The organism is Microbacterium foliorum (assembly GCF_006385575.1).
GTDB classification, from domain to species: domain Bacteria; phylum Actinomycetota; class Actinomycetes; order Actinomycetales; family Microbacteriaceae; genus Microbacterium; species Microbacterium foliorum_B.
In genome coordinates this window covers 2,286,586-2,309,472 of sequence record NZ_CP041040.1, presented here as the reverse complement: position 1 = coordinate 2,309,472, position 22,887 = coordinate 2,286,586, and the positions used below count along the sequence as shown (strand labels likewise).

General features: G+C 68.0%; 26 protein-coding genes and 1 tRNA gene. 17 read left to right on the top strand and 10 right to left on the bottom strand.

Translation table 11 applies throughout. The features are described 5' to 3' along the window. The first annotated feature begins 50 nt into the window (after nt 1-50). The 15 genes from FIV50_RS17675 (at nt 51) to FIV50_RS11065 (ending at nt 14,540) form a co-directional block, all read left to right on the top strand. Nucleotides 51-227 carry a hypothetical protein gene (locus FIV50_RS17675; RefSeq protein WP_181164206.1) on the top strand — a complete coding sequence of 59 codons (177 nt, stop codon included), beginning with the start codon at nt 51-53 and terminating at the stop codon, nt 225-227. Further along, a complete protein-coding gene (locus FIV50_RS11130) occupies nt 224-1,021 on the top strand; it encodes a TlyA family RNA methyltransferase (RefSeq protein ID WP_140037487.1) in 798 nt (265 codons plus the stop codon). Before FIV50_RS17675 ends, FIV50_RS11130 begins: the two co-directional genes overlap by 4 nt. After that, nucleotides 1,018-1,932: an NAD kinase gene (locus FIV50_RS11125; RefSeq protein WP_140037486.1), complete on the top strand. Its 915-nt coding sequence runs from the start codon at nt 1,018-1,020 to the stop codon at nt 1,930-1,932. Before FIV50_RS11130 ends, FIV50_RS11125 begins: the two co-directional genes overlap by 4 nt. Further along, entirely contained in the window at nt 1,929-3,620 is a 1,692-nt protein-coding gene (gene recN / locus FIV50_RS11120; protein WP_140038742.1) for a DNA repair protein RecN, read from the top strand. The genes FIV50_RS11125 and recN overlap by 4 nt, the downstream gene beginning before the upstream one ends. A 17-nt stretch (nt 3,621-3,637) precedes the next feature. Then, nucleotides 3,638-5,335: a CTP synthase gene (locus FIV50_RS11115; RefSeq protein ID WP_140037485.1), complete on the top strand. Its 1,698-nt coding sequence runs from the start codon at nt 3,638-3,640 to the stop codon at nt 5,333-5,335. A 14-nt stretch (nt 5,336-5,349) separates the two neighbouring features. Next, nucleotides 5,350-5,928: an NUDIX domain-containing protein gene (locus tag FIV50_RS11110; protein ID WP_140037484.1), complete on the top strand. Its 579-nt coding sequence runs from the start codon at nt 5,350-5,352 to the stop codon at nt 5,926-5,928. A 2-nt stretch (nt 5,929-5,930) separates the two neighbouring features. After that, a complete protein-coding gene (gene xerD / locus FIV50_RS11105) occupies nt 5,931-6,833 on the top strand; it encodes a site-specific tyrosine recombinase XerD (RefSeq protein WP_140037483.1) in 903 nt (300 codons plus the stop codon). Nucleotides 6,834-6,993: 160 nt separating this feature from the next. After that, nucleotides 6,994-7,827, top strand: a complete 834-nt coding sequence (locus tag FIV50_RS11100) for a ParA family protein (RefSeq protein WP_140038740.1) — start codon at nt 6,994-6,996, stop codon at nt 7,825-7,827. After that, nucleotides 7,817-8,716, top strand: coding sequence for a segregation and condensation protein A (locus FIV50_RS11095; protein ID WP_375137397.1), 900 nt, complete (start codon nt 7,817-7,819; stop codon nt 8,714-8,716). Before FIV50_RS11100 ends, FIV50_RS11095 begins: the two co-directional genes overlap by 11 nt. Further along, a complete protein-coding gene (gene scpB, locus FIV50_RS11090) occupies nt 8,706-9,320 on the top strand; it encodes an SMC-Scp complex subunit ScpB (protein WP_181164205.1) in 615 nt (204 codons plus the stop codon). The genes FIV50_RS11095 and scpB overlap by 11 nt, the downstream gene beginning before the upstream one ends. Nucleotides 9,321-9,402: 82 nt before the next feature. Next, nucleotides 9,403-10,191 carry a pseudouridine synthase gene (locus tag FIV50_RS11085; protein WP_140037482.1) on the top strand — a complete coding sequence of 263 codons (789 nt, stop codon included), beginning with the start codon at nt 9,403-9,405 and terminating at the stop codon, nt 10,189-10,191. Then, on the top strand, nt 10,188-11,333 hold the full coding sequence (locus FIV50_RS11080) for a prephenate dehydrogenase (RefSeq protein WP_140037481.1): 1,146 nt from the start codon (nt 10,188-10,190) through the stop codon (nt 11,331-11,333). The genes FIV50_RS11085 and FIV50_RS11080 overlap by 4 nt, the downstream gene beginning before the upstream one ends. After that, nucleotides 11,326-12,000, top strand: coding sequence for a (d)CMP kinase (cmk, locus tag FIV50_RS11075; protein ID WP_140037480.1), 675 nt, complete (start codon nt 11,326-11,328; stop codon nt 11,998-12,000). The genes FIV50_RS11080 and cmk overlap by 8 nt, the downstream gene beginning before the upstream one ends. Further along, the gene (der, locus tag FIV50_RS11070) at nt 11,993-13,513 is read left to right on the top strand and encodes a ribosome biogenesis GTPase Der (protein WP_140037479.1); all 1,521 of its coding nucleotides are present in this window, start codon (nt 11,993-11,995) and stop codon (nt 13,511-13,513) included. The genes cmk and der overlap by 8 nt, the downstream gene beginning before the upstream one ends. A gap of 88 nt (nt 13,514-13,601) precedes the next feature. Then, nucleotides 13,602-14,540, top strand: a complete 939-nt coding sequence (locus tag FIV50_RS11065) for an NUDIX domain-containing protein (protein WP_140037478.1) — start codon at nt 13,602-13,604, stop codon at nt 14,538-14,540. A 93-nt stretch (nt 14,541-14,633) separates the two neighbouring features. Here the strand turns inward: FIV50_RS11065 and FIV50_RS11060 are convergent, their stop codons facing one another. From FIV50_RS11060 to FIV50_RS11035, 6 genes are read right to left on the bottom strand one after another with little or no spacing between them, the layout of a single operon-like run. Beyond that, complete coding sequence (locus FIV50_RS11060) at nt 14,634-16,091, bottom strand: HNH endonuclease signature motif containing protein (protein WP_140037477.1); 1,458 nt, start codon at nt 16,089-16,091, stop codon at nt 14,634-14,636. A 39-nt stretch (nt 16,092-16,130) separates the two neighbouring features. Beyond that, complete coding sequence (locus tag FIV50_RS11055) at nt 16,131-16,517, bottom strand: RNA-binding S4 domain-containing protein (protein ID WP_140037476.1); 387 nt, start codon at nt 16,515-16,517, stop codon at nt 16,131-16,133. Further along, entirely contained in the window at nt 16,517-17,185 is a 669-nt protein-coding gene (locus tag FIV50_RS11050) for a lysoplasmalogenase (protein WP_140037475.1), read from the bottom strand. The genes FIV50_RS11055 and FIV50_RS11050 overlap by 1 nt, the downstream gene beginning before the upstream one ends. Before the next feature lie 40 nt (nt 17,186-17,225). Then, nucleotides 17,226-17,681: a hypothetical protein gene (locus FIV50_RS11045; protein WP_140037474.1), complete on the bottom strand. Its 456-nt coding sequence runs from the start codon at nt 17,679-17,681 to the stop codon at nt 17,226-17,228. A gap of 21 nt (nt 17,682-17,702) precedes the next feature. Then, nucleotides 17,703-17,900 (bottom strand): hypothetical protein, encoded by a 198-nt coding sequence (locus FIV50_RS11040; RefSeq protein WP_140037473.1) that lies wholly within the window; start codon nt 17,898-17,900, stop codon nt 17,703-17,705. Next, nucleotides 17,897-18,481: a GNAT family N-acetyltransferase gene (locus tag FIV50_RS11035; RefSeq protein WP_140037472.1), complete on the bottom strand. Its 585-nt coding sequence runs from the start codon at nt 18,479-18,481 to the stop codon at nt 17,897-17,899. Before FIV50_RS11035 ends, FIV50_RS11040 begins: the two co-directional genes overlap by 4 nt. A gap of 118 nt (nt 18,482-18,599) precedes the next feature. Here FIV50_RS11035 and FIV50_RS11030 point away from each other — a divergent pair. Both FIV50_RS11030 and FIV50_RS17670 read left to right on the top strand, forming a co-directional pair. Then, a tRNA-Pro gene (locus FIV50_RS11030) sits at nt 18,600-18,676 on the top strand. 162 nt (nt 18,677-18,838) lie between these two features. Next, nucleotides 18,839-19,006, top strand: coding sequence for a hypothetical protein (locus FIV50_RS17670; RefSeq protein WP_181164204.1), 168 nt, complete (start codon nt 18,839-18,841; stop codon nt 19,004-19,006). A gap of 83 nt (nt 19,007-19,089) precedes the next feature. Here FIV50_RS17670 and FIV50_RS11025 read toward each other — a convergent pair whose 3' ends face one another. The 4 genes from FIV50_RS11025 to FIV50_RS11010 all read right to left on the bottom strand — a co-directional run bounded on the left by FIV50_RS11025 (nt 19,090) and on the right by FIV50_RS11010 (nt 22,717). Beyond that, nucleotides 19,090-19,365, bottom strand: coding sequence for a hypothetical protein (locus tag FIV50_RS11025; RefSeq protein WP_140037471.1), 276 nt, complete (start codon nt 19,363-19,365; stop codon nt 19,090-19,092). A gap of 54 nt (nt 19,366-19,419) precedes the next feature. Next, nucleotides 19,420-19,704 (bottom strand): hypothetical protein, encoded by a 285-nt coding sequence (locus tag FIV50_RS11020; RefSeq protein WP_258184222.1) that lies wholly within the window; start codon nt 19,702-19,704, stop codon nt 19,420-19,422. 188 nt (nt 19,705-19,892) lie between these two features. Continuing rightward, nucleotides 19,893-21,482: an amidohydrolase gene (locus FIV50_RS11015; protein ID WP_140037469.1), complete on the bottom strand. Its 1,590-nt coding sequence runs from the start codon at nt 21,480-21,482 to the stop codon at nt 19,893-19,895. Beyond that, nucleotides 21,482-22,717 (bottom strand): MFS transporter, encoded by a 1,236-nt coding sequence (locus tag FIV50_RS11010; RefSeq protein WP_140037468.1) that lies wholly within the window; start codon nt 22,715-22,717, stop codon nt 21,482-21,484. The genes FIV50_RS11015 and FIV50_RS11010 overlap by 1 nt, the downstream gene beginning before the upstream one ends. Nucleotides 22,718-22,887 lie beyond the last annotated feature (170 nt).

The window sequence follows — 22,887 nt, the reverse complement described above, 5'->3', positions numbered from 1 at the left end:
CATCGCCGTGGCTCCGCCGACGTGTCGGCGGAGCCACGTACAGTAGAAGCGTGAGCGACGAGACGACGAACGCACCGGCCGATGGTCTGTGGAGTCGGCTGCGCCTGATCGAGGGGCAGCCGCTCGCTGCCAGAGCAGACGCATACTCCGGACTGCACGACGAGCTGTCCCGCCGCCTCGACAGCGGCGCGAAGCTCGACCAGCGCGACGCGCCGGGTCCGCGATGACGCGACTCGACGCCGCCCTCGCCGCCCGAGGACTCGCTCGTTCGCGCACGCATGCGGCCACGCTCATCGCGGACGGCCTCGTGAGCATCGACGGACGCCCCGTCGTGAAGGCCTCGACTCCGGTCACGGACGCCGCGGAGATCACCGTCGCGGGCGCCGATCACTACGTCGGTCGTGGGGCGCACAAGCTGATCGCCGCTCTCGACGGATTCGGCATCTCCGCCGAAGGCCGCCTCGCGCTCGACATGGGCGCATCCACCGGCGGCTTCACGCAGGTGCTTCGTGAGCGCGGAGCGCGACGCGTTCTCGCCGTCGATGTGGGCCACGAGCAGATGGCCGGCGCTGTGGCATCCGACACCGGGGTCGTCGTCGTCGAGGGCTACAACGTCCGTCACATGACTCCCGAGAACCTGCAGGAGGTCACGGGTGAAGTTGAGGCCCCCGACCTCATCGTCGGCGACCTGTCCTTCATCTCCCTCGAGCACGTGCTGCCCGCTGTCGCCGGGGTCGCTGCGCCCGGCGCAGATATCGTCCTGCTCGTGAAGCCGCAGTTCGAGGTCGGTCGCACCGCGGTGCGCGGCGGACTCGTCACCGACCCTGCCACGCGCGCGGATGCGGTCGCGCGCACAGCGTGGAGCGCCTGGGACTCCGGTCTGGGTATGCTCGGCATCCTCACCTCGCCGATCCTCGGGACGCACGGCAACTCGGAGTATCTCCTGCACCTCGCTCCGGGGCGCGGCAGCGATCCGTCAGAATGGTCGGACCGCATCAACGCACTGGCAGGGAGACGATGAACGAGCGCAACATCCTGGTCGTCGCCCACGCCGGCCGGGAAGCCACCGTCGAGGCCGCCCGCAAGGTCGTCGATGAACTCCGCGATGCCGGCGCACGCCCTGTGCTTCCGCCCGACGAGAGCGGCGACCTGCGTGCCGTCGATCCTCACTTCGCCGACGTCGACATCCTCGGCGAGACGGTGCAGCAGGACGAGCTCGAGCTCGCGATCGTCCTCGGCGGCGACGGCACTATCCTCCGCGCCGCCGAACTGGTGCGCGGCTGCTCGGCTCCGGTGCTCGGCATCAACATGGGCCACGTCGGATTCCTCGCCGAGATCGATCGAGACGACATGGATGCGGCAGTGCGGCGCGTGATCGACCGCGATTACGAGGTCGAAGAGCGCCTGGCGCTGTCGGTGCGCGTCAAGGATGCCGACGGTGCCGTCGTGTACGAGACCTTCGCGCTGAATGAGGCGACGGTCGAGAAGGCCAGCCGTGAACGCATGATCGAGGTCGTGCTCGAGATCGACGGTCTGCCTCTGTCGAGCTTCGGGTGCGACGGCATGGTCGTGTCGACGCCGACCGGATCGACCGCCTACAACTTCTCCGCCGGGGGACCGGTCATCTGGCCCAGCGTCGAGGCCATCGCGGTCGTGCCGCTGTCGGCTCATGCGCTGTTCGCCAAGCCGCTCGTGGTCAGCCCCGACGCCGCTGTGGCGATCGAGATGCTCGAGGGCACCTCGGGTTCCGGCATCCTCTGGTGCGATGGTCGCCGCTCGCATGACCTGCCTCCGGGCGCGCGTGTCGTGGTGCGCAAGTCTTCGCGTCCGGTGCGCCTCGCGCGCCTGCACCCCACAGAGTTCACCAACCGACTGGTGCGCAAGTTCCAGCTGCCGGTCGCCGGATGGCGCGGACAGGGGGCGGCCTCGTGATCGAGGAGATGCGGATGCAGGGACTCGGCGTGATCGCCGACGCCGTGCTGCCGCTCGGCGCCGGGTTCACCGCGATCACCGGCGAGACCGGTGCGGGCAAGACCATGGTCGTGACCGGCCTCGGACTGCTGCTCGGCCAGCGGGCAGACTCCGGTGCTGTTCGAGCCGGTGCGGCTCAGGCGTCCGTCGCGGGAGTGTGGATCGTGCCCGAGACGGGCGACGTCGCCGACATCGTCGCAGACGCCGGTGGAGAGCTGGAGCCGGCAGGATCGGGTTCCGCCGAGCTGTACGTCTCTCGCACGCTGAGTGCTGAGGGGCGCAGCCGCGCGAGCGTTGGAGGACGCGCGGCGCCGGCCGGAGTGCTGTCCGCGCTGGCCGAGGAACTGGTCGTCGTGCACGGTCAGTCCGAGCAGCTGCGGCTGCGCTCGTCCGCGGCGCAACGCGATGCCCTCGATCGCTTCGGAGGGGTGCCGATCGCCGAGGCGCTCGACGCCTACTCATCGTCGTTCACGCGGTGGCGCGAGCTGGATGCCGAGATCGCCGACATCACCGAGAACCGAGATCGCCGAGCCGAGGAGGCGTCGCGCCTCCGTGAGGCGTTGGCGCTCATCGAGGCCGCAGCCCCCGAACCGGGGGAGGACGTCGAGCTGGCGGCACGGGCCGAGCGTCTCGCGAACGCCGAAGAGCTGCGCCTCGCCGCCGCGCTCGCGCACAGCGCTCTCTCGAGCGAAGAGGGCGAGCCGGATGCATCCGCTCTGGTCGCCGAAGCCCGTCGAGCACTCGAGCGCGTCTCCGACTCCGCACTCACCGACATCTCGGCTGCTCTCGCGGACATCGGCTATCGCATCGCCGATGTCGCCGCCCAGCTCTCGGCATACCTGGCCGATCTCGATGAGACGGGACCGCACGAGCTGGCGGCCGTCGAAGAGCGACGTGCGGCTCTGGGCACGCTGATCCGCGCGCACGGTTCGCTCGACGAGGCCCTCGAGCTCTGGCAGACGGGGTCGACGAGGCTCGCTGAACTCGATGACGACGGTGAGAGGCTCGATCGCCTCGAAGCGGAACGTGACGCCGCCCGCGCAGCGCTCGATGCACATGCTGACGCCCTGACGGCGGAGCGCACCGCCGCCGCCGCGCGGCTCGGCGTCGCCGTGAGCGAGGAGCTGCATGCCCTCGCGATGCCCGACGCGACCCTCGAGGTCGCGGTCACGCCGGGCACGGAGAGCGCTCACGGTCGCGACGACGTCGCGATCCTGCTCGCACCGCACCCCGGAGCCGAACCCCGATCGGTCGGCAAGGGTGCGTCCGGCGGTGAGCTCTCGCGTGTGATGCTCGCGATCGAGGTCGTCATCGCCGGAACCGACCCCGTGCCGACCTTCGTGTTCGACGAGGTCGATGCCGGCATCGGCGGCGCCGCGGCGATCGAGGTCGGCCGGCGACTCGCCCGACTTGCAGAGAAGTCGCAGGTGATCGCCGTCACTCATCTGGCTCAGGTCGCCGCCTTCGCCACCAACCACCTCTCGGTCGTCAAATCCAACGACGGAGCAGTCACCGCGTCGAGTGTCCGCCGTCTCGAGGGGCAGGAGCGCGAGGCTGAGATGGCTCGACTGCTGTCCGGATTGACCGATTCGGATGCCGCGATCACCCATGCCCGAGAACTTCTCAGCCTCGGCACCTCCACCTCCTGATAGGATCGAAGCCCGTGATGAACTCTTCTTCTGCGGGGCCCAAGAACGACACGACCAAGCACATCTTTGTGACGGGTGGTGTCGTTTCGTCTTTGGGTAAAGGGCTCACTGCCGCAAGCCTCGGCAACCTCCTCACGGCCCGCGGACTCCGCGTCGTGATGCAGAAGCTCGACCCGTATCTGAACGTCGATCCGGGCACCATGAACCCGTTCCAGCACGGCGAGGTCTTCGTCACCGATGACGGTGCCGAGACCGACCTCGACATCGGACACTACGAGCGCTTCCTCGACATCAACCTGTCTGAGGCCGCCAACGTCACGACCGGTCAGATCTACTCGCAGGTGATCGCCCGCGAGCGCCGCGGCGAGTACCTCGGCGACACCGTGCAGGTCATTCCGCACATCACCGACGAGATCAAGCGCCGCATGCGTCTGCAGGCGACCGAGGACCCGCGACCTGATGTGATCATCACGGAGGTCGGTGGCACGGTCGGCGACATCGAATCGCAGCCGTTCCTCGAGTCGGCACGCCAGCTGCGTCACGAGCTCGGCCGCGACAGCGTCTTCTTCGTGCACGTGTCACTCGTCCCGTTCATGGGTGCGTCCGGCGAGCAGAAGACCAAGCCGACGCAGCACTCCGTCGCCGCGCTCCGCCAGGTCGGCATCCAGCCCGACGCGCTCGTGCTGCGCAGCGACCGTCCGGTGAGCGAGAGCAACCGCAACAAGATCGCTCTCATGTGCGATGTCGACGCCGAGGGCGTCATCAACACGGTCGACCTGCCGAGCATCTACGACATCCCGTCGACGCTCAACGACCAGGGTCTCGACTCGTACATCGTGCGCCGCCTCGGTCTCGACCAGAAGGCCGCAGACGAGGTCGACTGGACCCGCTGGAGCAAGGTGCTGCACGCCGTGCACAACCCCAAGCACGAGGTGACCATCGGTCTGGTCGGCAAGTACATCGACCTGCCCGACGCGTACCTCTCCGTGACCGAGGCGCTCAAGGCCGGCGGGTTCGCGCAGGAGACCAAGGTCAACATCCGCTGGATCCCGTCGGACCGCTGCGAGACTCCAGAGGGCGCGAAGGAGCAGCTCGGCGAGCTCGACGGCATCTGCGTTCCCGGTGGATTCGGCATCCGCGGCATCGAGGGCAAGCTGGGCGCGTTGAAGTTCGCGCGCGAGCAGGGCATCCCGACCCTCGGACTCTGCCTCGGCCTGCAGTGCATGGTCATCGAGTACGCCCGTGATGTGGCCGGCATCGCCGACGCGTCCTCGAGCGAGTTCGACCCGCAGACCTCCGAGCCCGTCATCGCCACGATGGCCGAGCAGGTCGAGATCCTCGACGGCGGCGACCTCGGCGGCACCATGCGTCTGGGGCTCTACCAGGCGGCACTCGCCGAGGGGTCTCTGGCGCGGGAGCTGTACGGTGCGCCCGAGGCGTCGGAGCGCCACCGTCACCGCTATGAGGTCAACAACGCCTACCGTGCGCGTCTCTCCGAGGCCGGTCTCGTGTTCTCGGGCCTGAACCCCGAGCTCGATCTGGTCGAGTACGTCGAGCTGCCGCGCGATGTGCACCCGTACTACATCGCGACGCAGGCGCACCCGGAGCTCCGCTCGCGCCCGACAGCCCCGCACCCGCTGTTCCGCGGGCTGGTCGGAGCCGCGATCGACCGTCACCGCTCCAGCGAGCTGTTCGACGTCGAAGCCGATGCCTGAGTTCGTCGAAGCCGATGCCTGAGTTCGACGACCTGCGTGACGAGCCCTTCGAGCCGGAAGTCCTGCAGAGTGACCTCGCGTACGAGGGTGCGGTCTGGAACGTCCGCGACGACCGGGTGCGCTACGGCGACGGAGAGATACGCCGCCAGTACGTCGCGCACACCGGCGCCGTGGCGATCCTCGCTCTGGACGACGAGGGGCGGGTGCTGCTGATCCAGCAGTACAGGCATCCGATCCGCCACCGTGACTGGGAGCTGCCTGCCGGTCTGCTCGACGTGGCAGGGGAGGAGCCGCTCGGGGCCGCTCGACGCGAGCTCGCCGAAGAGGCCGACCTGGTCGCAGCGCACTGGGAGCCGCTCGTCTCGACGTGGACCACTCCCGGCGGAAACGACGAGCTCATCCACGTCTTCCTCGCGACCGGTGTCTCGGCGGCGCAGAACGCGCACGCACGCGAGGATGAAGAGGCCGACATCCGTGTGGAGTGGGTTCCGCTCGACGCCGCGGTCTCAGCGGTTCTCGACGGGCGGATGCGCAACGGCATCCTCGGCATCGGCGTGCTCGCAGCCGCCCAGAGGCTGCGCGACCGGAGCTGAGCATGCAGCTCGATCGTGCGTTGGACACGTATCTGCGCCACGTCACGATCGAGCGCGGTCTCAGCGAACACACGATCGCCGCCTATCGACGCGATCTCGGTCTCTACCTCGAGTGGCTGGATGCCGAGGGGATCACCGACACGGCGGAGATCAGCACGGCCGTCGTCGGACGGTTCATCGCCGATCGATCGGGCGCCGAGCCGGCTCCTGCCGCGACCAGCCTTGCACGGCTGCAGTCGTCCGTGCGCGGGTGGCACCGATTCCTGGCGCGCGAGGGCATCGAACAGGACGACCCGAGCGGCCGTCTTCGTCCGCCCAAGGCCCCTCGTCGGCTGCCCAAGGCGCTGACGATCGATCAGGTCGAGCGCCTGCTCGGCGCGCCCAGCGCGGAAGAGCCGATAGGGATCCGTGACAGGGCGCTGCTCGAGCTGCTCTATGCGACCGGTGCTCGAGTGTCCGAGGCGGTCGGACTCGACGTCGACGACCTCGCTCACGGCGATGTGCTGCGCCTCCGGGGCAAGGGGTCGAAGGAGCGCATCGTGCCGATCGGCTCGTTCGCCCGTGACGCGGTGGATGCGTATCTCACCCGCGTCCGGCCAGGACTCGCGGCCAAGGGGCGGGCATCGGCGCGACTCTTCCTGGGTGCGCGCGGCGCTCCGCTGTCACGGCAGAGCGCATGGCTCGTCATCCGCTCGGCGGCAGAGCACGCGCACATCACCGCCGAAGTATCGCCGCACACGCTGCGGCACTCGTTCGCGACACACCTGTTGCAGGGCGGTGCCGACGTGCGCGTCGTGCAGGAGCTGCTCGGACACGCCTCGGTCGCGACGACGCAGATCTACACGCACGTATCGGTCGACACCCTACGGGACATCTACGCCACTTCGCACCCGCGCGCCCGCTGAGATCGCGGCTCACGGGTCGAAATCGCGGGATCGCCGGGGCTGAGGCGGTGATCCCCCCGGGCGATCGGTAGACTCGACCGAGCACGAAAGAGCAGGAGAATCGGTGGCTGAGAACGCGGCGAAGTCCAGGGCGAAGACGTCGAAGAACGACGACACCCCCATGGGACCCACCGGGCGTCCCTATCACGGCTTCGCGACCCCGGAACCGCTCGCCTCGCACGGGCCCGCACGCATCATCGCACTGTGCAACCAGAAGGGTGGCGTCGGCAAGACGACGACCGCGATCAACCTCGCCGCGGCCCTCGCCGAATACGGTCGCAAGGTCCTGGCCGTCGACTTCGACCCGCAGGGCGCGCTGTCGGCCGGCCTCGGCATCCAGACGCACGACGTGCCGACCGTGTACGACCTGCTGCTCGACACCAAACGCGACGCGCACGATGCGATCGTCCCCTCCGGGGTCGACGGTCTCGACGTGATGCCGGCGAACATCGACCTGTCCGCCGCCGAAGTTCACCTCGTGAACGAGGTCGCGCGCGAGACGATCCTCGCCCGTGTTCTCCGCCAGGTGGCGGGGGAGTACGACGTCATCCTGATCGACTGCCAGCCCTCGCTCGGCCTGCTCACCGTGAACGCGCTGACCGCGGCTCACGGCGTCATCATCCCGCTCGAGTGCGAGTTCTTCGCGCTTCGCGGTGTGGCTCTCCTGATCGAGACCATCGACAAGGTGCGAGACCGGCTGAACCCGTCGATCACGATGGACGGCCTTCTCGCCACCATGTACGACCCGCGCACGCTGCACTCGCGCGAGGTTCTCGAGCGTGTGGTCGAGGCGTTCGGCGACGATGTCCTGGAGACCGTGATCGGTCGCACGGTCAAGTTCCCCGACGCATCGGTCTCGGGTGTTCCGATCACCGAGTTCGCTCCGGAGCACGCTGCCGCGCAGGCATACCTGCGGCTGGCGCGGGAGCTGGTCACCCGTGGCGCTGTCGCCTGAGCTCGAGCCGTCAGACACACCGGCTCTGTCCGTCTCACCAGCTCAGTCCGTCTCATCAGCAGAATCGGCGGCACCTGCCGAGGCCGCGCAGGAAGCGCCTGTTCCGGATGCCGGCTTCCGCGTCTCCCTGTCGAACTTCGACGGCCCGTTCGATCTGCTGCTGAACCTCATCTCGAAGCACGAGATGGACATCACCGAGGTGTCGCTGAGCGCGGTCACGAACGAGTTCATCGCGTATCTCAGAGAGCTCGACGACGACGAGGAGCTCGACCAGGCGTCGGAGTTCCTGGTGGTCGCGGCGACGCTGCTCGACATGAAGGTGGCAGGTCTGCTGCCGCAGGGTGAGCTGGTGGATGCCGAGGCCGTCGCGCTCCTCGAAGCCCGAGACCTTCTCTTCGCGCGTCTCCTGCAGTATCGCGCTTTCAAAGAGGTGTCGGCCTGGTTCGCGCGGTGCCTGCAGCGCGAGGATCGACGTCACGTGCGTGCGGTCAGGCTCGACGAGAAGCACCGGCGGAAGACGCCTGAGCTCGTCTGGTCGCTCAACGTCGACGATTTCGCCGCTCTCGCGCTCCTGGCGTTCGCACCGAAGGAGATCCCGCATGTCGGTCTCGATCACCTGCACGCTCCGCTCGTCAGCATCCGCGAGCAGGCCGCGATCGTCGTCACCCTGCTTCGCGCCGCGGAGTCGGTGAGCTTCCGCGAGCTCGTGGCCGGTGTGAGCGAGCCGGGCATCGTGGTCGCGCGGTTCATCTCCGTGCTGGAGCTCTATCGGCACGCCGCCCTCTCGTTCGAACAACTGGAACCGCTCGGTGAGCTGACGTTGCGCTGGGCCGCCGACTCCTGGTCGGATGAGACACTCGCATCGCTGGGAGCCGACTATGACCGATGACGTGACCGAAGCTGCGACCGGTGCCGCGACCGACGGGGCCGTGCGCGAGTCGCCGCTGTCCGAGCGCATCGAGGCGATCCTGCTGATCATCGACGAGCCGATCGGTCTCGTCGCCCTCGCGGCAGCCGTCGGCTCGCCGGTGGCGGCAGTGCGGCAGACGATCGAGACGCTGGTCGACGACTACGACGGCAAGGGCCAGGGCCCGCGTCGTGGCTTCGAACTGCGCGAGGTCGGCGGCGGATGGCGCCTGTACGTCCGCGAGGATCACGACGATGTCGTCGCGGAGTTCGTCGGAGGACAGGCGCCTGCCCGACTCTCGCAGGCGGCGCTCGAGACCCTCGCCGTGATCGCGTACAAGCAGCCGGTCACGCGCAGCCAGGTGGCATCGATCCGCGCGGTGAACGTCGACTCGGTCGTGCGCACGCTGCTCGCTCGAGGCCTCATCACCGAGCTGTTCGCAGACTCCGAGACCGGCGCGATCAACTACGGCACCACCGACGCGCTCCTGCAGCACCTGGGCATCAACACGCTCGATGAGCTGCCACCGATCTCTCCTCTGCTCGACGACGGCGCAGATGGTTTCGACGAAGGGACCATCCGATGACCTCGGTTGAACTCGCTCGTCCGATGACGTCCGGTCGCGCGGACTCGATGCACAGATTCAGTTTCAACGAAGGGACCATCCGATGAGCGGCTTCGAGACACCAGAGGGCATCCGCCTGCAGAAGGTGCTGTCGGCGGCGGGCGTGGCCTCACGACGCGTGATCGAGCAGTACATCGTCGAGGGACGCATCCGGGTCAACGGAGAGACCGTCACCGAGCTCGGCCGCCGCGTCGACCCGGAGACCGACCTCATCGACGTGGACGGCACGGCGGTTCAGCTCGACGTGTCGAAGCGATACGTCATGCTCAACAAGCCGACCGGAGTGGTCAGCAGCCTTCGTGACGAGAACGGCCGGCCCGATCTCCGCGTCTTCACCGACGAATACGAGGAGCGCCTGTACAACGTCGGGCGCCTCGACGCCGAGACCAGCGGACTGCTCGTCCTGACGAATGACGGCGACCTCGCACACGTGCTCGCTCACCCGTCTTTCGGCGTCACCAAGGTGTATATCGCCAAGGTCGAGGGAGAGGTCACCGCGCAGACGATCTCGAAGCTCACCAAGGGCATCGACCTCGACGACGGTCCGATCGCGGCAGACAAGGCGCGGCTGCTCGACACCTCTCGCGGGTCGAGTCTCGTCGAGCTGACACTGCACTCGGGGCGCAACCGGATCGTCCGAAGGATGCTGGCTGCGGTCGGACACCCGGTGAGCGAACTCGTTCGCCGTCAGTTCGGCCCTCTTCACCTGGGAACCCTCCCGGTTGGGAAGACCCGTGAACTGACTAAAATCGAACTCGGCGCACTCTTGACTCTGTCGCGCCGTGATTCCGGTGTCGCCGAGGCGCCAGGCGAGCAACAGGAGAACGAGTGACCGATACGACGAGTGCGCCCACGGGGGCTCGGAGTTCTGTCGCGCCGCGAATCGCCGCCAGACTCTCCGGCACCGTTCGGGTCGTCGGCGCCGGTCTGCTCGGTGCGAGCATCGGCCATGCGCTTCGCGCCAAGGGCGTCGATGTGGTGCTCGCCGACACGTCACCGGCTCAGCTGCGCCTCGCGATCGACTACGGAGCCGGTCGCTCGGCTGCCGACGATGACTCGCCGGTGCTGATCGTGGTCGCCGTGCCGCCGGACGTCACCGCGGATGTCATCGAGTCGGAGCTGGCTCGTTTTCCGCACGCCGTCGTCACAGACGTGGCGAGCGTCAAGCTCGAGCCCTTCCACAGTCTGCAGAGACGCGGAGTCGATCTGACCCGCTACATCGGTTCGCACCCTCTCGCCGGACGCGAGCGCGGTGGGGCGATCTCCGCTCGCGCAGACCTGTTCATCGGACGCCCCTGGGTCGTGTGCCGCGACGCCGACACCAAGGCAGCAGATCTCGCGCTCGTCGAAGCGCTCGCTCTCGACGTCGGGGCGATGCCTCTCGAAATGACCCCCGAGGAGCACGACCGCTCGGTCGCGCTCACCTCTCACGTTCCTCAGGTCGTCGCGAGCCTGCTCGCCGGACGGCTCGCGGAGGCCGATGAGGGTGCGCTGCGGCTCTCCGGCCAGGGCGTGCGCGACACGACCCGCATCGCCGCCTCCGCTCCTGAGCTCTGGGTGCAGATCCTCGGCGCGAACGCCGGGCCGGTGGTAGAGATCCTCGACGCCCTGGCATCCGACCTCCGGGAAGTGTCCGACGCGCTGCGTGCGCCCGAAGCTCCCGGCGCTCGGCGCGTGGTCGCCGAGACGATCCGACAGGGCAACGACGGCGTCGAGCGGCTCCCGGGAAAGCACGGACAGAACCGGCGGTTCGAGTCGCTCATCGTGATGATCGACGACACCGCCGGCCAGCTCGGGCGACTGTTCGGAGAGCTCGGAGAGCTCGGCGTCAACGTCGAGGACCTGCGTCTCGAGCACTCACCGGGCGCACAGTTCGGCCTCGCCGAGATCAGTGTCGAGCCCGCAGCGCTGCACGGCGCGATCACCGGACTCCAGGAACGCGGCTGGCGGATTGCAGGTACGACCAATGACTGATTTCATCGCGATCGACGGGCCCGCGGGTTCCGGCAAGTCCAGTGTGTCCAAGGCGGTCGCCCGCACTCTGGGCTTCGGCTACCTCGACACCGGGTCGGCCTATCGCGCCCTTGCCTGGCATGTGCTCGATCGTGGGGCCGACACAGCGGATGCTGCTGCGGTGCTCGACGCCGTCGCCGACTTCCCCGTGCGCCTCGGTCTCGACCCCGATGATCGGACCGTGCGCGTCGGCGACGTCGACGTCACGGACGCGATCCGCGAGCCCTCCGTCTCGGGCGCCGTCAGCGGCGTGGCTCGTGTCCCCGAGGTGCGCGACCGGGTCAACCGCCTGTTCCGCACCCTCGTGGCCGAAGCGCCCTACCCGGCGGTCGTCGTCGAGGGGCGCGACATCACCACCGTGGTGGCTCCAGACGCCCCGGTGCGGATCCTTCTCACGGCTGCGCCCGAGGTGCGCGCCGCACGACGTGCCGGCGAGCTCGCCGGCGAGAACGCCGAGACCGTCGCGGCCGCACTGCACAAGCGCGACGCTTCAGACAGCGCCGTCGTCGACTTCCTGAACGCCGCAGAAGGCGTCGAGGTCGTCGATTCGACGGAGCTCGATTTCACACAGACCATCGACGCCGTCCTCGCGGTGATCGAACGAACCCGAGGAGTACACCATGGCTGACGACGAATACGAAGGCGGCCCCGACCAGCTCGCCGAGAAGATGGCGCAGCTCGACGAGCAGCTCGCCGAAGCACGTGCCGAGACACTGCGCGCGGGCCTCGCCGACTACGACCTCGACGATGAGGATGCCGCGCTCCTCGCCGGCATCACGATGGGCGAGGACGGCATCCAGTTCTTCCCCGCTCTGCCGGTCGTAGCGATCGTCGGTCGCCCGAACGTCGGCAAGTCGGCGCTCGTGAACCGCATCCTCGGACGCCGTGAGGCCGTCGTCGAGGACACCCCTGGTGTGACCCGCGACCGCGTGACGTACAAGGCCGAGTGGGCCGACCGTCGCTTCTCGCTCGTCGACACCGGAGGCTGGGAGCCCGACGCACGCGGCATCGACCGCTCGGTCGCCGCGCAGGCGGAGGTCGCGATCGACCTCGCCGACGTCGTGCTCTTCGTCGTCGACGCGATGGTCGGCGCCACGTCGACCGACGAGCACGTCGTGAAGATGCTGCGCAAGAGCGGCAAGCCCGTGTTCCTCGTCGCGAACAAGATCGATGACGCCCGTCAGGAGCCCGAAGCGGCAGCCCTCTGGAACCTCGGTCTCGGCGAGCCGCACCCGGTCTCGGCCATCCACGGTCGCGGTGTCGCCGACCTGCTCGATGAGCTGCTGAAGACGCTCCCCGATGTCTCGGCCGTCGCGAAGGCCGAGATCGGCGGACCGCGTCGCGTCGCGATCCTCGGTCGCCCGAACGTCGGCAAGTCGTCGCTGCTCAACAAGGCCGCGGGCGAAGAGCGTGTGGTCGTCAACGACCTCGCCGGCACGACCCGCGACCCGGTCGATGAGATCGTCGAGCTCGGCGGCAAGCTGTGGCGTCTGGTCGACACCGCCGGCATCCGTCGTCGGGTGCACATGGCGCAGGGCGCTGACTTCTACGCCTCGCTGCGTACGTCGGCCGCGCTCGAGAAGGCCGAGGTCGGTGTCGTCGTGCTCGACGTGTCGGAGTCGATCAGCGAGCAGGATGTTCGCATCATCGACCTGGTGCTCGAGTCGGGTCGTTCGCTCGTGCTCGCGTTCAACAAGTGGGATCGTCTCAACGACGACGACCTCGAGAACGCGGATCGTCGTCGCTACCTCGAGCGGGAGATCGAGAAGGACCTGGCGCACGTCGCCTGGGCCCCGCGCGTGAACATCTCGGCGAAGACCGGCCGTCACCTCGACAAGCTGGTGCCCGCGCTCGAGACTGCTCTCACGAACTGGGACCGTCGCATCCCCACCGGCAAGTTCAACGCGTTCCTCGCTGAGCTGGTCGCGGAGCACCCGCACCCGCTGCGTGGAGGCAAGCAGCCGCGCATCCTGTTCGGCACTCAGGCGTCGACTCGTCCGCCGACGTTCGTGCTGTTCACGACCGGCTTCCTCGACCCCGGCTACCGTCGATTCATCCAGCGTCGCCTTCGTGAGCTCTACGAGTTCGACGGAACGCCGATCGTCATCAACATGCGAGTGCGCGAGAAGCGCCAGCGCTGATCCGCTGCCGGGTCGCACGTGCGGACACCTGTTCCCGCGTGTGACCCGGATGCGTGCCGATGCCCCGATGCTGTGATAGGCTGAAGGGGTGACTGTCGTACCTCCTGCCCCAGGTGAGCCTCGCCGCCCCGATGGGCCCCGGAACCCGGGTGACGCCTGGGTGGTCGCTCCGTCGGGGGAGAAGTACTGGGGGCGTTTCGGTGCCGCGGGCCTGCTTGCATTCGACGCCGAGCGCGGAATCCTGCTGCAGCACCGCGTCTCATGGAGCCACTTCGGTGGCACATGGGGACTGCCCGGCGGCGCGATGCACGAGGGCGAGAGCGCGATCGTGGGTGCTGTGCGTGAGGCGCAGGAGGAGGCGGGCGTTCCCGATGGTGCCGTGCGGCCGCGGTTCACCAGTGTGCTCGATCTCGATGTGTGGTCGTACACGACCGTCATCGCCGACGTCGTGCGCCCGTTCGAGCCCGTGATCAGTGACCCTGAGAGCGTGGCGCTCGAGTGGGTGCCGGTCGATGAGGTCGACTCGCGACCTCTGCACCCCGGTTTCGGCAGTGCATGGCCGGCTCTTCGCGCGCTGCTCGAGGTTCGTCCGTCGCTCGTCGTCGATGCCGCGAACGTGGTCGGCTCCGTGCCCGACGGCTGGTGGAAGGACCGCGCGGCGGCGGCAACTCGACTGTCTGGGCGGCTGAACGGGCTTGCCGTGCCGGCGTCTGACCTCGGCGTCGGCGGAACGACCTGGTTCCCGCAGATCGCTCTGGTGGTGGAAGGGCAGGCGCGAGGGATCGCGACTCCCTCATCGGATGCTGATGCCGAAGCGCCCGAGTTGCTCCCCGCGGGTGGCGTCTCGATCGTGCGCGCCGACGCGGCGGGAGACGATGCGATCGTCGCGGAGGTCGAGCGTCGAACGCGAGCCGGACAGCATGTCATTGTCGTCACCAGCGACCGAGAGCTGCAGCATCGCGTCGAGGCGGCAGGCGCCGCGCAGATCTATTCGGCCGGCTGGCTGCTGGACGTGCTGCCGCAGTAATCGTTTCTGCCGCACGAAAGCAGGGCAACGCGAGGCGGAGTCGTGTATCGCCTGGAGCACGAGGCACTGCCTCGATGGAGCACGTCGCTGAGATCAGACGAACATGACTCGTCGACGAGGTGGATCGACGTAATCTCTGCCGAGTGGACTGGTCCAGGTGATGCTCCCGTCAGGAGTCTGACGGGCCCTCCACCGGTGCCGCTCATCGATGTCGGGATGTTTGAGCGAATGATGCGTCGTGCAGAAGTGACTGAGGTTGTCGATGCGTGTTCTTCCGCCACGAGCGTGGTCGTGGTTGTGGTCGATCTCGCAGCGGTGCACCGGCATCCGGCATCCGGGGAATCTGCAGTGCTGATCGCGCGCTCGAAGGAAGCGCCGCATCTGCTCCGTGGGGGAGTAGGAGTCGGTCTCTGTCACCAGGCCGGTCGCGTCGAGGAACAGGCGTGACCATCCGGTGCAACGCCCCGCGAGTCCGCGCGCGACATCGGGATCGAGTGGGCCGTGTCCGTCGAGCTCGGCGGGTCGATCGTCATCTCCGGCAAGGGTGCTCGCAGCGACCGTCACCTGAATGCGGGCCGAGACGTTCTCTAGTCCTGTGCCGTTCGCTTCGCTCGGATCAGAGGAGAGCAGCAGATCGGACAGCAGATCGGCGCGGATCTGATCGAACGTGCGGGTATCGCCGGAAAGATGCTCGATGTCGGGACTCGCCGGATCGGTCATCGGGTCGATCAGGCCGGCGAGCGGATCGGTGACGAAGGTACCGTCGGCGGCGATCACTCCGGCCTCGAAGTAGGCACCGTACCGGGGGTCTTCGGGCGAGAGATCGGAGAGGTAGAGCGAGTTCTCGGAGTCGTCGTCGAGTGGCTCGAGGATCGGCTCTCGCTCGTCGCGGGTGCGGGCGATGTGTCGCGCCATCTGCGTGAGTCGGTCGGAGATTGCCACGGCGACCCACTCGGGGAGGATCGCCGTGAGCGCAGCCAGACCGTCGCCGACCGACCTGACGGTGACGCAGCGTTCGGCTGCCGCACGCCGCTGGGCCCCGACGACGGTCTCACCGACGAGACCGGCGGCGACCGTGCGAGCATGGATCTTTGTTCGTTGTGCGGTGTCCTGCTCGGCGACCACCAGAACAGCCGTCTCGTAGAGGCCCATCGTGGCGGGCTCCACTCGCCCGTCGCGGATGGCATCGTCGACGATCTCGCTGGCCCGCACGATCTCACGGACGTGCCGCGCGGTGATGGCACCTGCGGCGAAGCTGGCGTGCACCGCGGGAAGCGCGCGCGTGAGGGTGCGCGCGTCGGTGAAGGCGTACTCGACGGAACCCTTCGGGATGTGCCCTGCCGCGGAGTACTCCGCGATCATCGATCTGTAGATCGCATCACGGTGGTGGGGGCTCTCGGAGACGTCGGCGTCGTGCACTTTGATGCGCTCGACGAGGAGCGCGTACGACTGGGCTTCGAGAGCAGCGATCTGGCGCCGTGTGGCGACCCACTCGTCGAGCAGGCGGCGGCGCTCGTCGAGATCGAGGTCGAGATCGGTGCGCTGAGCCATGACCTCAGTTTAGAAGATATGTTCGACTATGTTCCAGCGTCAGCCATGGAATATGCCGTCATCCTCATATCCTCGACCCCGCAGCTTGTCGATGTCGCGTCGCTCGCGCTTCGTGGGTCGCCCCGCGCCCCGATCGCGCAGCCCGAGAGCGGCCTGAGGCTCGCGCTCGGGCGTGCGATCCTCGTAGGCGAGGGCCGCGACTGGTGCACCGACGCGCTTGACGAGCAGCTGGCGAACGATGAGGATCCGATCGAAGCCGGCGATCCGCACACGCAGCTCGTCGCCGATGCGCACGTGCTGTGCGGCCTTCACCCTGTCGCCGTTCACGCGCACATGCCCTGCGCGGCATGCGGTCGTCGCGGCCGAGCGCGTCTTGTAGACGCGGATCGCCCAGAGCCAGCTGTCGACCCGTGCGGCATCGGCCATCAGGCACCTCGCTTTCTCAGTGCGATCAGGGCGCCGGCGATGATCAGGCCCTGTCCGATCGTGTAGGTGGCCATGATGGCAGGGCTGCTCCAGGCAGGGAGCGAGTCGGGAAGGAAGAGTCGAAGGGCCAATACCGTGTCGCTCGCGAGGAAGAAAGCACCGCCGATCGCGACGCGCGGATGGCACCGAGTGGAGAATGCGGCTGTGGCACCGAGGACGAGTCCGTAGAAGGCGACCGCGATCAGCAGCCCACCGGCATGTGGCCCAACGAAAGCCACCATCGCCACCCACCATCCGGCGTAGACGAGCGCCCACCGCGGCATCCGACGCTGCGCGAGGTGACGGATGAAGAGAGTGATGTATGCCAGATGCGCGATGCCGAAGAACATCAGCATCAGCGGTACTTCCGGCGCGGCGGGGAAGAGCGCACCCGCGCTGTCGCCGAGCCATGAGAACGCAAGGGCCCCGAGGATCAATGCCTGAGCGGCGCGCTCCCGGATCCGGCGCAGCGACACCAGCACCGGCGCGGCGAGCAGGGGCATCAGGAGCAGCTTGGTCGGCCCGGCCGCAGGGCTGTCGAGGCTCAGCAGCACCACGTGGGTCACCGAGACCGCGATGTAGGGCAGGAATGCCCACAGAAGCGGATCAAGCTGACGGCGGCGCTGCATCTCCCCATCGTAGGGCGGGATCGAACGTCGCCAGACGCGGTCAGGACTCGACGGTGACCTGGGTGATCTGACCGTCAGTGCCGAGGTGCACGGCGGGCCAGTATCCCTCGGGGAAGTGCTGGCCGCAGGTGTCGATGAGGTGGAGCACGACGGTGCCGTCGGCTGAAGCCTCGAGCGTCTCGAGGCTGAGGTCGGATGCCGCGTCGTCGAGCTCGTACTGCTCGGGGGTGACGTTGCTGAACGCGGCCACAACGGCATCCGTGGCCAGACGCCGCAGAACTCCGAGGGCTGCGATCGTCTCATGCACGTGGGGGAGCAGAGCGGCCGCCTCGTCGGCGTCGGTTCCTTCGATCATGAGATCGAGGGGAGCACCGTTGACCACCGTACCGCCGGCGTACCAGTCGTGGGTCAGCACGGTTCCATCAGACAGCTCCGTCGTCGCGCGCGTGAGGGCTCCCAGTTCCGGGTCTTCGATGGTCGGGTACTTGTCGCTCATGTCACCCACGCTAGCGGTCGCTCACGGTCGGAGAGCCGAGCCGAGGGATTCGAGTTGTTCGCGCAGGATGCGGATGGCTTTCGGGCCCACTCCGTGAATCGCGAGGAGCGTGCTCTCGGACACTCCGTCAAACTGCTCGAGACGGGTGAATCCCTGCAGAGCCAGCTCTCTGCGAGCGACCTTGCCCATGGATGCCGGCAGCTCTGTCTCTTCGGTCACGCGGAGAGCTCCAATGCCACGAGAGCTCGTCCCGGCTTCATCTCGGCTCTCTCCTCGAAGCCGGCGGCCAGGAATGTGGTGAGCATGCCGTGGAACAGGTCGTTCGTGCGCTTCTTCTCGCCGCGGGTGTCGACAGGATAGCCCTCAATGAGTCGGGCTCCCGAGGTTCGCGCGAAGTCGACCGCGGCGCGCAGAAGTTCGAGGTTGAGGCCGGAGCGTCGATGTTCGCGACGGACCACGAAGCATGTGACTGCCCATACCGAGTCGTCGTCGAAGGGCTCGGCGGATGCTGCCGCGATCATGCGCGTGCGCGGCACCCGCTGCTGTTTCGTGCGCGGCCCGATCCGGATCCACCCGGCCGCGTCGCCGTCGACATAGGCGATCAGGCCAGGGGGAGGGCCCGCCTCGATCTCATCGCGCAACATCTCGGTGCGCTGCGGCGTGGTCGTCTCATTCCACTCCTTGTTGCTCAGCATCGGCCAGATGCACTGGCAGCTGGCACCATCGCCGCCGCCGGTGAGCGCATGCTGAACGTCGTCCCACCGGGCGGTCGTCGCCACCTCTGTCGTGATCGTCGCCATGCAGGTGACGGTACGCCGTGCCTCCGACACCACGCAACGCCCGGCGCTCACCCGGTTCGCGAAGGGCGGGAAAGTGGGGCTAAGATAGGGGAGTTGCCTGCGCGAGAGTGCAGAACAACGGGCTGTGGCGCAGCTTGGTAGCGCACTTGACTGGGGGTCAAGGGGTCGCAGGTTCAAATCCTGTCAGCCCGACCACAAAGCCCCGGAGAACCGCAGAAATACGCGGAACTCCGGGGCTTTTTTCATGCCCGAACCGGCAGCCCGAAATGCACCACCCTGCGACGTCACCACGTCAACCCCCTCTCCGGCAACGGACGAACGGCATACCGTCGCCTCATCACCGACAGAGGAGATGCAATGAGCGATCTGCAGAACACGCACGGAACCAGCGACGGTCATGAAGAGGCCGACACCGCCTCGGGTGGTGCACCCGATGACTCGACGTCCAAGAGCACGGACGAGATCCTCGAAGACGAGACCACCGACGAAGACGGCGCGCCTCTCGAGAACCCGTCGGGCGGCTGAAACGGCCACGCCCTGAAGAGCGAAGACCCCCACCCGGCGCTGAGCCGGTGGGGGTCTTCTTCGCCGTCGGCTGGCCTCTCGACCTAGGCGGTGCGCACCGTCAGCATCCGCCATCCTTCTGGCACCTTCGCCTCGAGCGATGCCATGTCGTCAGCCTCGATCTCCTGCACGCCGTCGACGCGTGTGAAGGTGCCCGTCGCCTCCATCTTCGCCACGCCCTTCAGCATGCGCACGGGCGCCGACGCCAGCTCGAAGCCCGGCTTGCGGTGCTGTTCGAGCTCGACGAGCACCTCGGCGAGCGTCGTTCCGATGACGTCTGCAGTGCTGGTCTCGACGGGACGGATCAGAGCGATGAGCATGACGCCAGCCTATGGCGCGGCGGTCGCCGAGCCGGGGTACCGCTCCGCAGGGCATCAACCGGCCGTCGTCGCGAGCGGAGGAAGGTGCGGGATCGTGATCGGCGCCGTGGACCGGCTCGGCGGGTTGTGGAACCGCTGCAGATCGCTGAGCACTTCTTCGGCCGACATGTACGAGCTCGCCAGGGGGAGATTGCGCAACCAGAGCACATCGACCTCGACGGCATCCACCTGGTAGATGCAGGCGACGGTCTGACGTGCGTCGTGCGGCTCGTACTTGTGGTCGACGATCAGCCACTCGGTCTCAGTCACCCTGCGGAGCTCGAACCTCGGATCGGGCATCGCGGACATCTCAACACTCCAATCAGTCGTATTCGCCATCGGCTGACAGGGGGAGCGCTCCGCGTCCGGGCGATGACATCACCGCCTGATCGACGGGCGCCCTCTGCCCGCCAGAGTTCACCAGAATTATAAGAACAGACCGGTATATCGCTCAAGAGGACGGTCGACGGATGCCGCGGTGCGACGCCTCAGGCCTCGTACGCGGTGTGCCCCGCGATCACCGTGCGCAGGACGCGGGCTGTGAGCAGCGAACGGCTGCCCTCCGAGAACGGATCGACGTCGAGCACGGCGAAGTCCGCGGCCTGTCCCACCGCGATGCGGCCACGCCACGCCCCGTCGCCGATCGACTGCGCCGCGTCACGCGTCGCATGAGCGATCGCGCGTTCGAGGGGGAGGGCGAACTGCGGATGCACCGCAGGCACATCGGGGTCCAGAGCCGACGCCCGTGTCGTGGCCACGTACATGTTCGCGAGCGCCGCGTGCGGCGCGGTGGGAGCGTCCGTCGAGAAGGCGAGCAGAGCACCGGCATCCTCGTACTCCGGCCACGCGAAGGCCCGATCCGCTCGATCATCGCCGAGTTGGGCCGACCAGTTCGCGAAGATCGCCGGATCCGCGTGCACCGGCTGCATGGAGGCCGTCACACCCAGGCGCGCCATCCGCTCGGCCGTGCCGGGAGCCGCGTACTCGAGATGCTCGATCCGATGGCGACGAGGACGATCGCCGTTGACGGTGATCGCGTGCTCGATCGCATCCAGTGCGAGCGTGCTCGCCTCATCGCCGATCGCGTGCAGTGCGATCTGGAGTCCCGCAGCATCCGCAGCCGCGACGACGGGGAACAGTCGTTCGGCCGGCCAGATCGGCGCGGCGTTGGAGCCATCCGCATACGGGGCACGCATCGCAGCGGTGCACGCGTCGATCGTGCCGTCGAGCACGAGCTTGATCCCGATCACCCGAACAGCGCTCGAGGCAGCCTCGGCCCGATCCGCCGCCTCGGCGACCTGAGCCAGGTTCAGCGTGTCATCGCCCGTGTTCGCGACGAACCAGTGCCCGGCTATCCGCAACGGCAGTTCGCCTCGCTGCTCCGCCCGCTCGAGCGCCGCGAGCGCGAGCCCGTCGAACGCCATGTCGACGGCGCCGGTGACACCCGCCGCGAGATACGCTTCCACGACGCGCTGCACAGCTGCATCCCGCTGCTGGTCGGTGGTCGTGGCATCCCGGTGCGCCCATGCGTACTGCTGCGCGGCCGTCTCGTAGAGCATCCCGGTCGGTTCGCCGTCGGCATCCCTCTCGATCCGGCCGCCGATCGGATCAGGAGTCTCCCGGGTGATCCCGAGCTCCTCCAGCGCCGCAGAGTTGACCCAGCAGGAGTGGTAGTCGTTGGCGTCGAGATAGACGGGGACGTCCGCGACGACGGCGTCGATCATCGCGGCCGTCGGCGATACGCCCGGGATCGCGTCGAAGAGCCATCCGCGCCCGCGCACCGTGCCGGTGGACGTCCCGCGTGCCTGTAGCACCCTGCGCTGGATCTCGTCGAGAGAGCCGGCATCCGTGAGCCCGATCTGGCCCAGTGCCTCGCCCATCATCAGCAGATGAGTGTGCGCATCGGTGAATCCGGGAAGAACCACCCGTCCACCGAGATCGACGACGGCATCGGTCGGCGGTGCGTCGGCCTCGGCCCCGACGAAGGCGAAGTCCGCGCCGTCTACGACGACGGCTTCGGCCCAGGCGGTGTCGTCAGCGGCGAAGAAGCGGGCATTGCGATAGAGCGTGGTGGGCATCAGAGCGTCTCCTCGGTGGTGGCTGCACGCTCGAGGCGTGTCGAGAGCAGGGCGATGGCACTCGTGGGCACGGCGAGCACGAAGCTCGCGATGCCCAGCGCGACGGCGAACCCCTGGAACCCGAGCAGGCCGACGAGTGCAGCGCCGATCACGGGGGTGAGTGCCGACCCGACGAGGTACACCGCAAGCAGGGGCCCGGACCAGCGGCCGTCGGCATCGAGAGCAGCGGAGGTCGACACGAAGTACATGAAGGCGATCGCGTAGACAGTGTTCCAGGCGATGAAGACCACGATGAACGCGGTCGGATCAGACGTGAAGCCCTCGACGATCTTCAGCACTCCTCCGGCGATCAGCAGCACCGCGAGTGGCACTGCTCGGCCCAGCCTGGATCCGACGATCATCAGCAGCACCGACCCGACGAGGCCGCCCGCCGTCGCACCGCTGAGTGCGAGGCCCAGCCCTTCGGGCGTGAGGCCCGTCTGCTCGGCACCCATGATGCCGGCCATGGCCCAGAGCGAGTCCTCGCTCACCGCCCACAGTGCGAACACGACGAGGAGGCTGAACCCGGCGATCGTGACGGTTCGCGAGCGTGCCGGAGAGAGGCGCACCGTGCCTGTCGACGGCACGTCGATCGGCATCGCCTCGGCGACAGCGGCCCCGGCCTGAGGATCGATCACGGGGGCCGCAGGCAACCACGCTGAGACGAGCAGTCCCAGGATGCTGAACAGCGCGAGCGCACCGAAGACATCGATCGGTGCGAGCCCCACGAGAGGGATCACCGCCAGCACGATCGTGATCACGCCACGGTTCGCGAGACCGTTGAAACCCGCGACCCTGTCAGGATTCCGGAACGCGGCCAGCGCCGCCCCGGACGCCGCGACGGCACCGCCGGCTCCCGCCCCGCCGACCAGCAGAGCGGGAAGGATGAGCGCCGGGACCAGCGCTGCGGTGGCGAAACCGACGGACGCGATGGCGAGTCCAGTGCGGGCCACTTCTCGCCGGTGACCGCCGGCGCAGAGCGGGGCGATCGCGAGTCCGGTGACCGCGGTGAGCAGCAGCGTCGCGGTGACGAGCCAGCTGGCGGCGAGCACGTCGATGCGGAGGCCCGTCTGCGCGGCGGTGATCATGTAGGGCGACAGATTGACGCCCAGATACCCCGCGATTCCGATCGCGAAGGTGGCGGTGGCGGTAGGCACCCGGAGCGGAACCCGGGTGCTGAGGTCGATGGCGGTCATGGTTCTCCCACTGAGAGGGGCACGGCGATGTGCGCGAAGGTCCTGCCGAAGCGCATCGGGTGGGGCGCGGATTCAAAAACGAATGGTGTTCGTCAACGAATGGTGTTCACTATTATGCACAGGAGGGATGCCGGAGGGAAGAGATTTCTCGACGGTCCCGCGAACAGAGA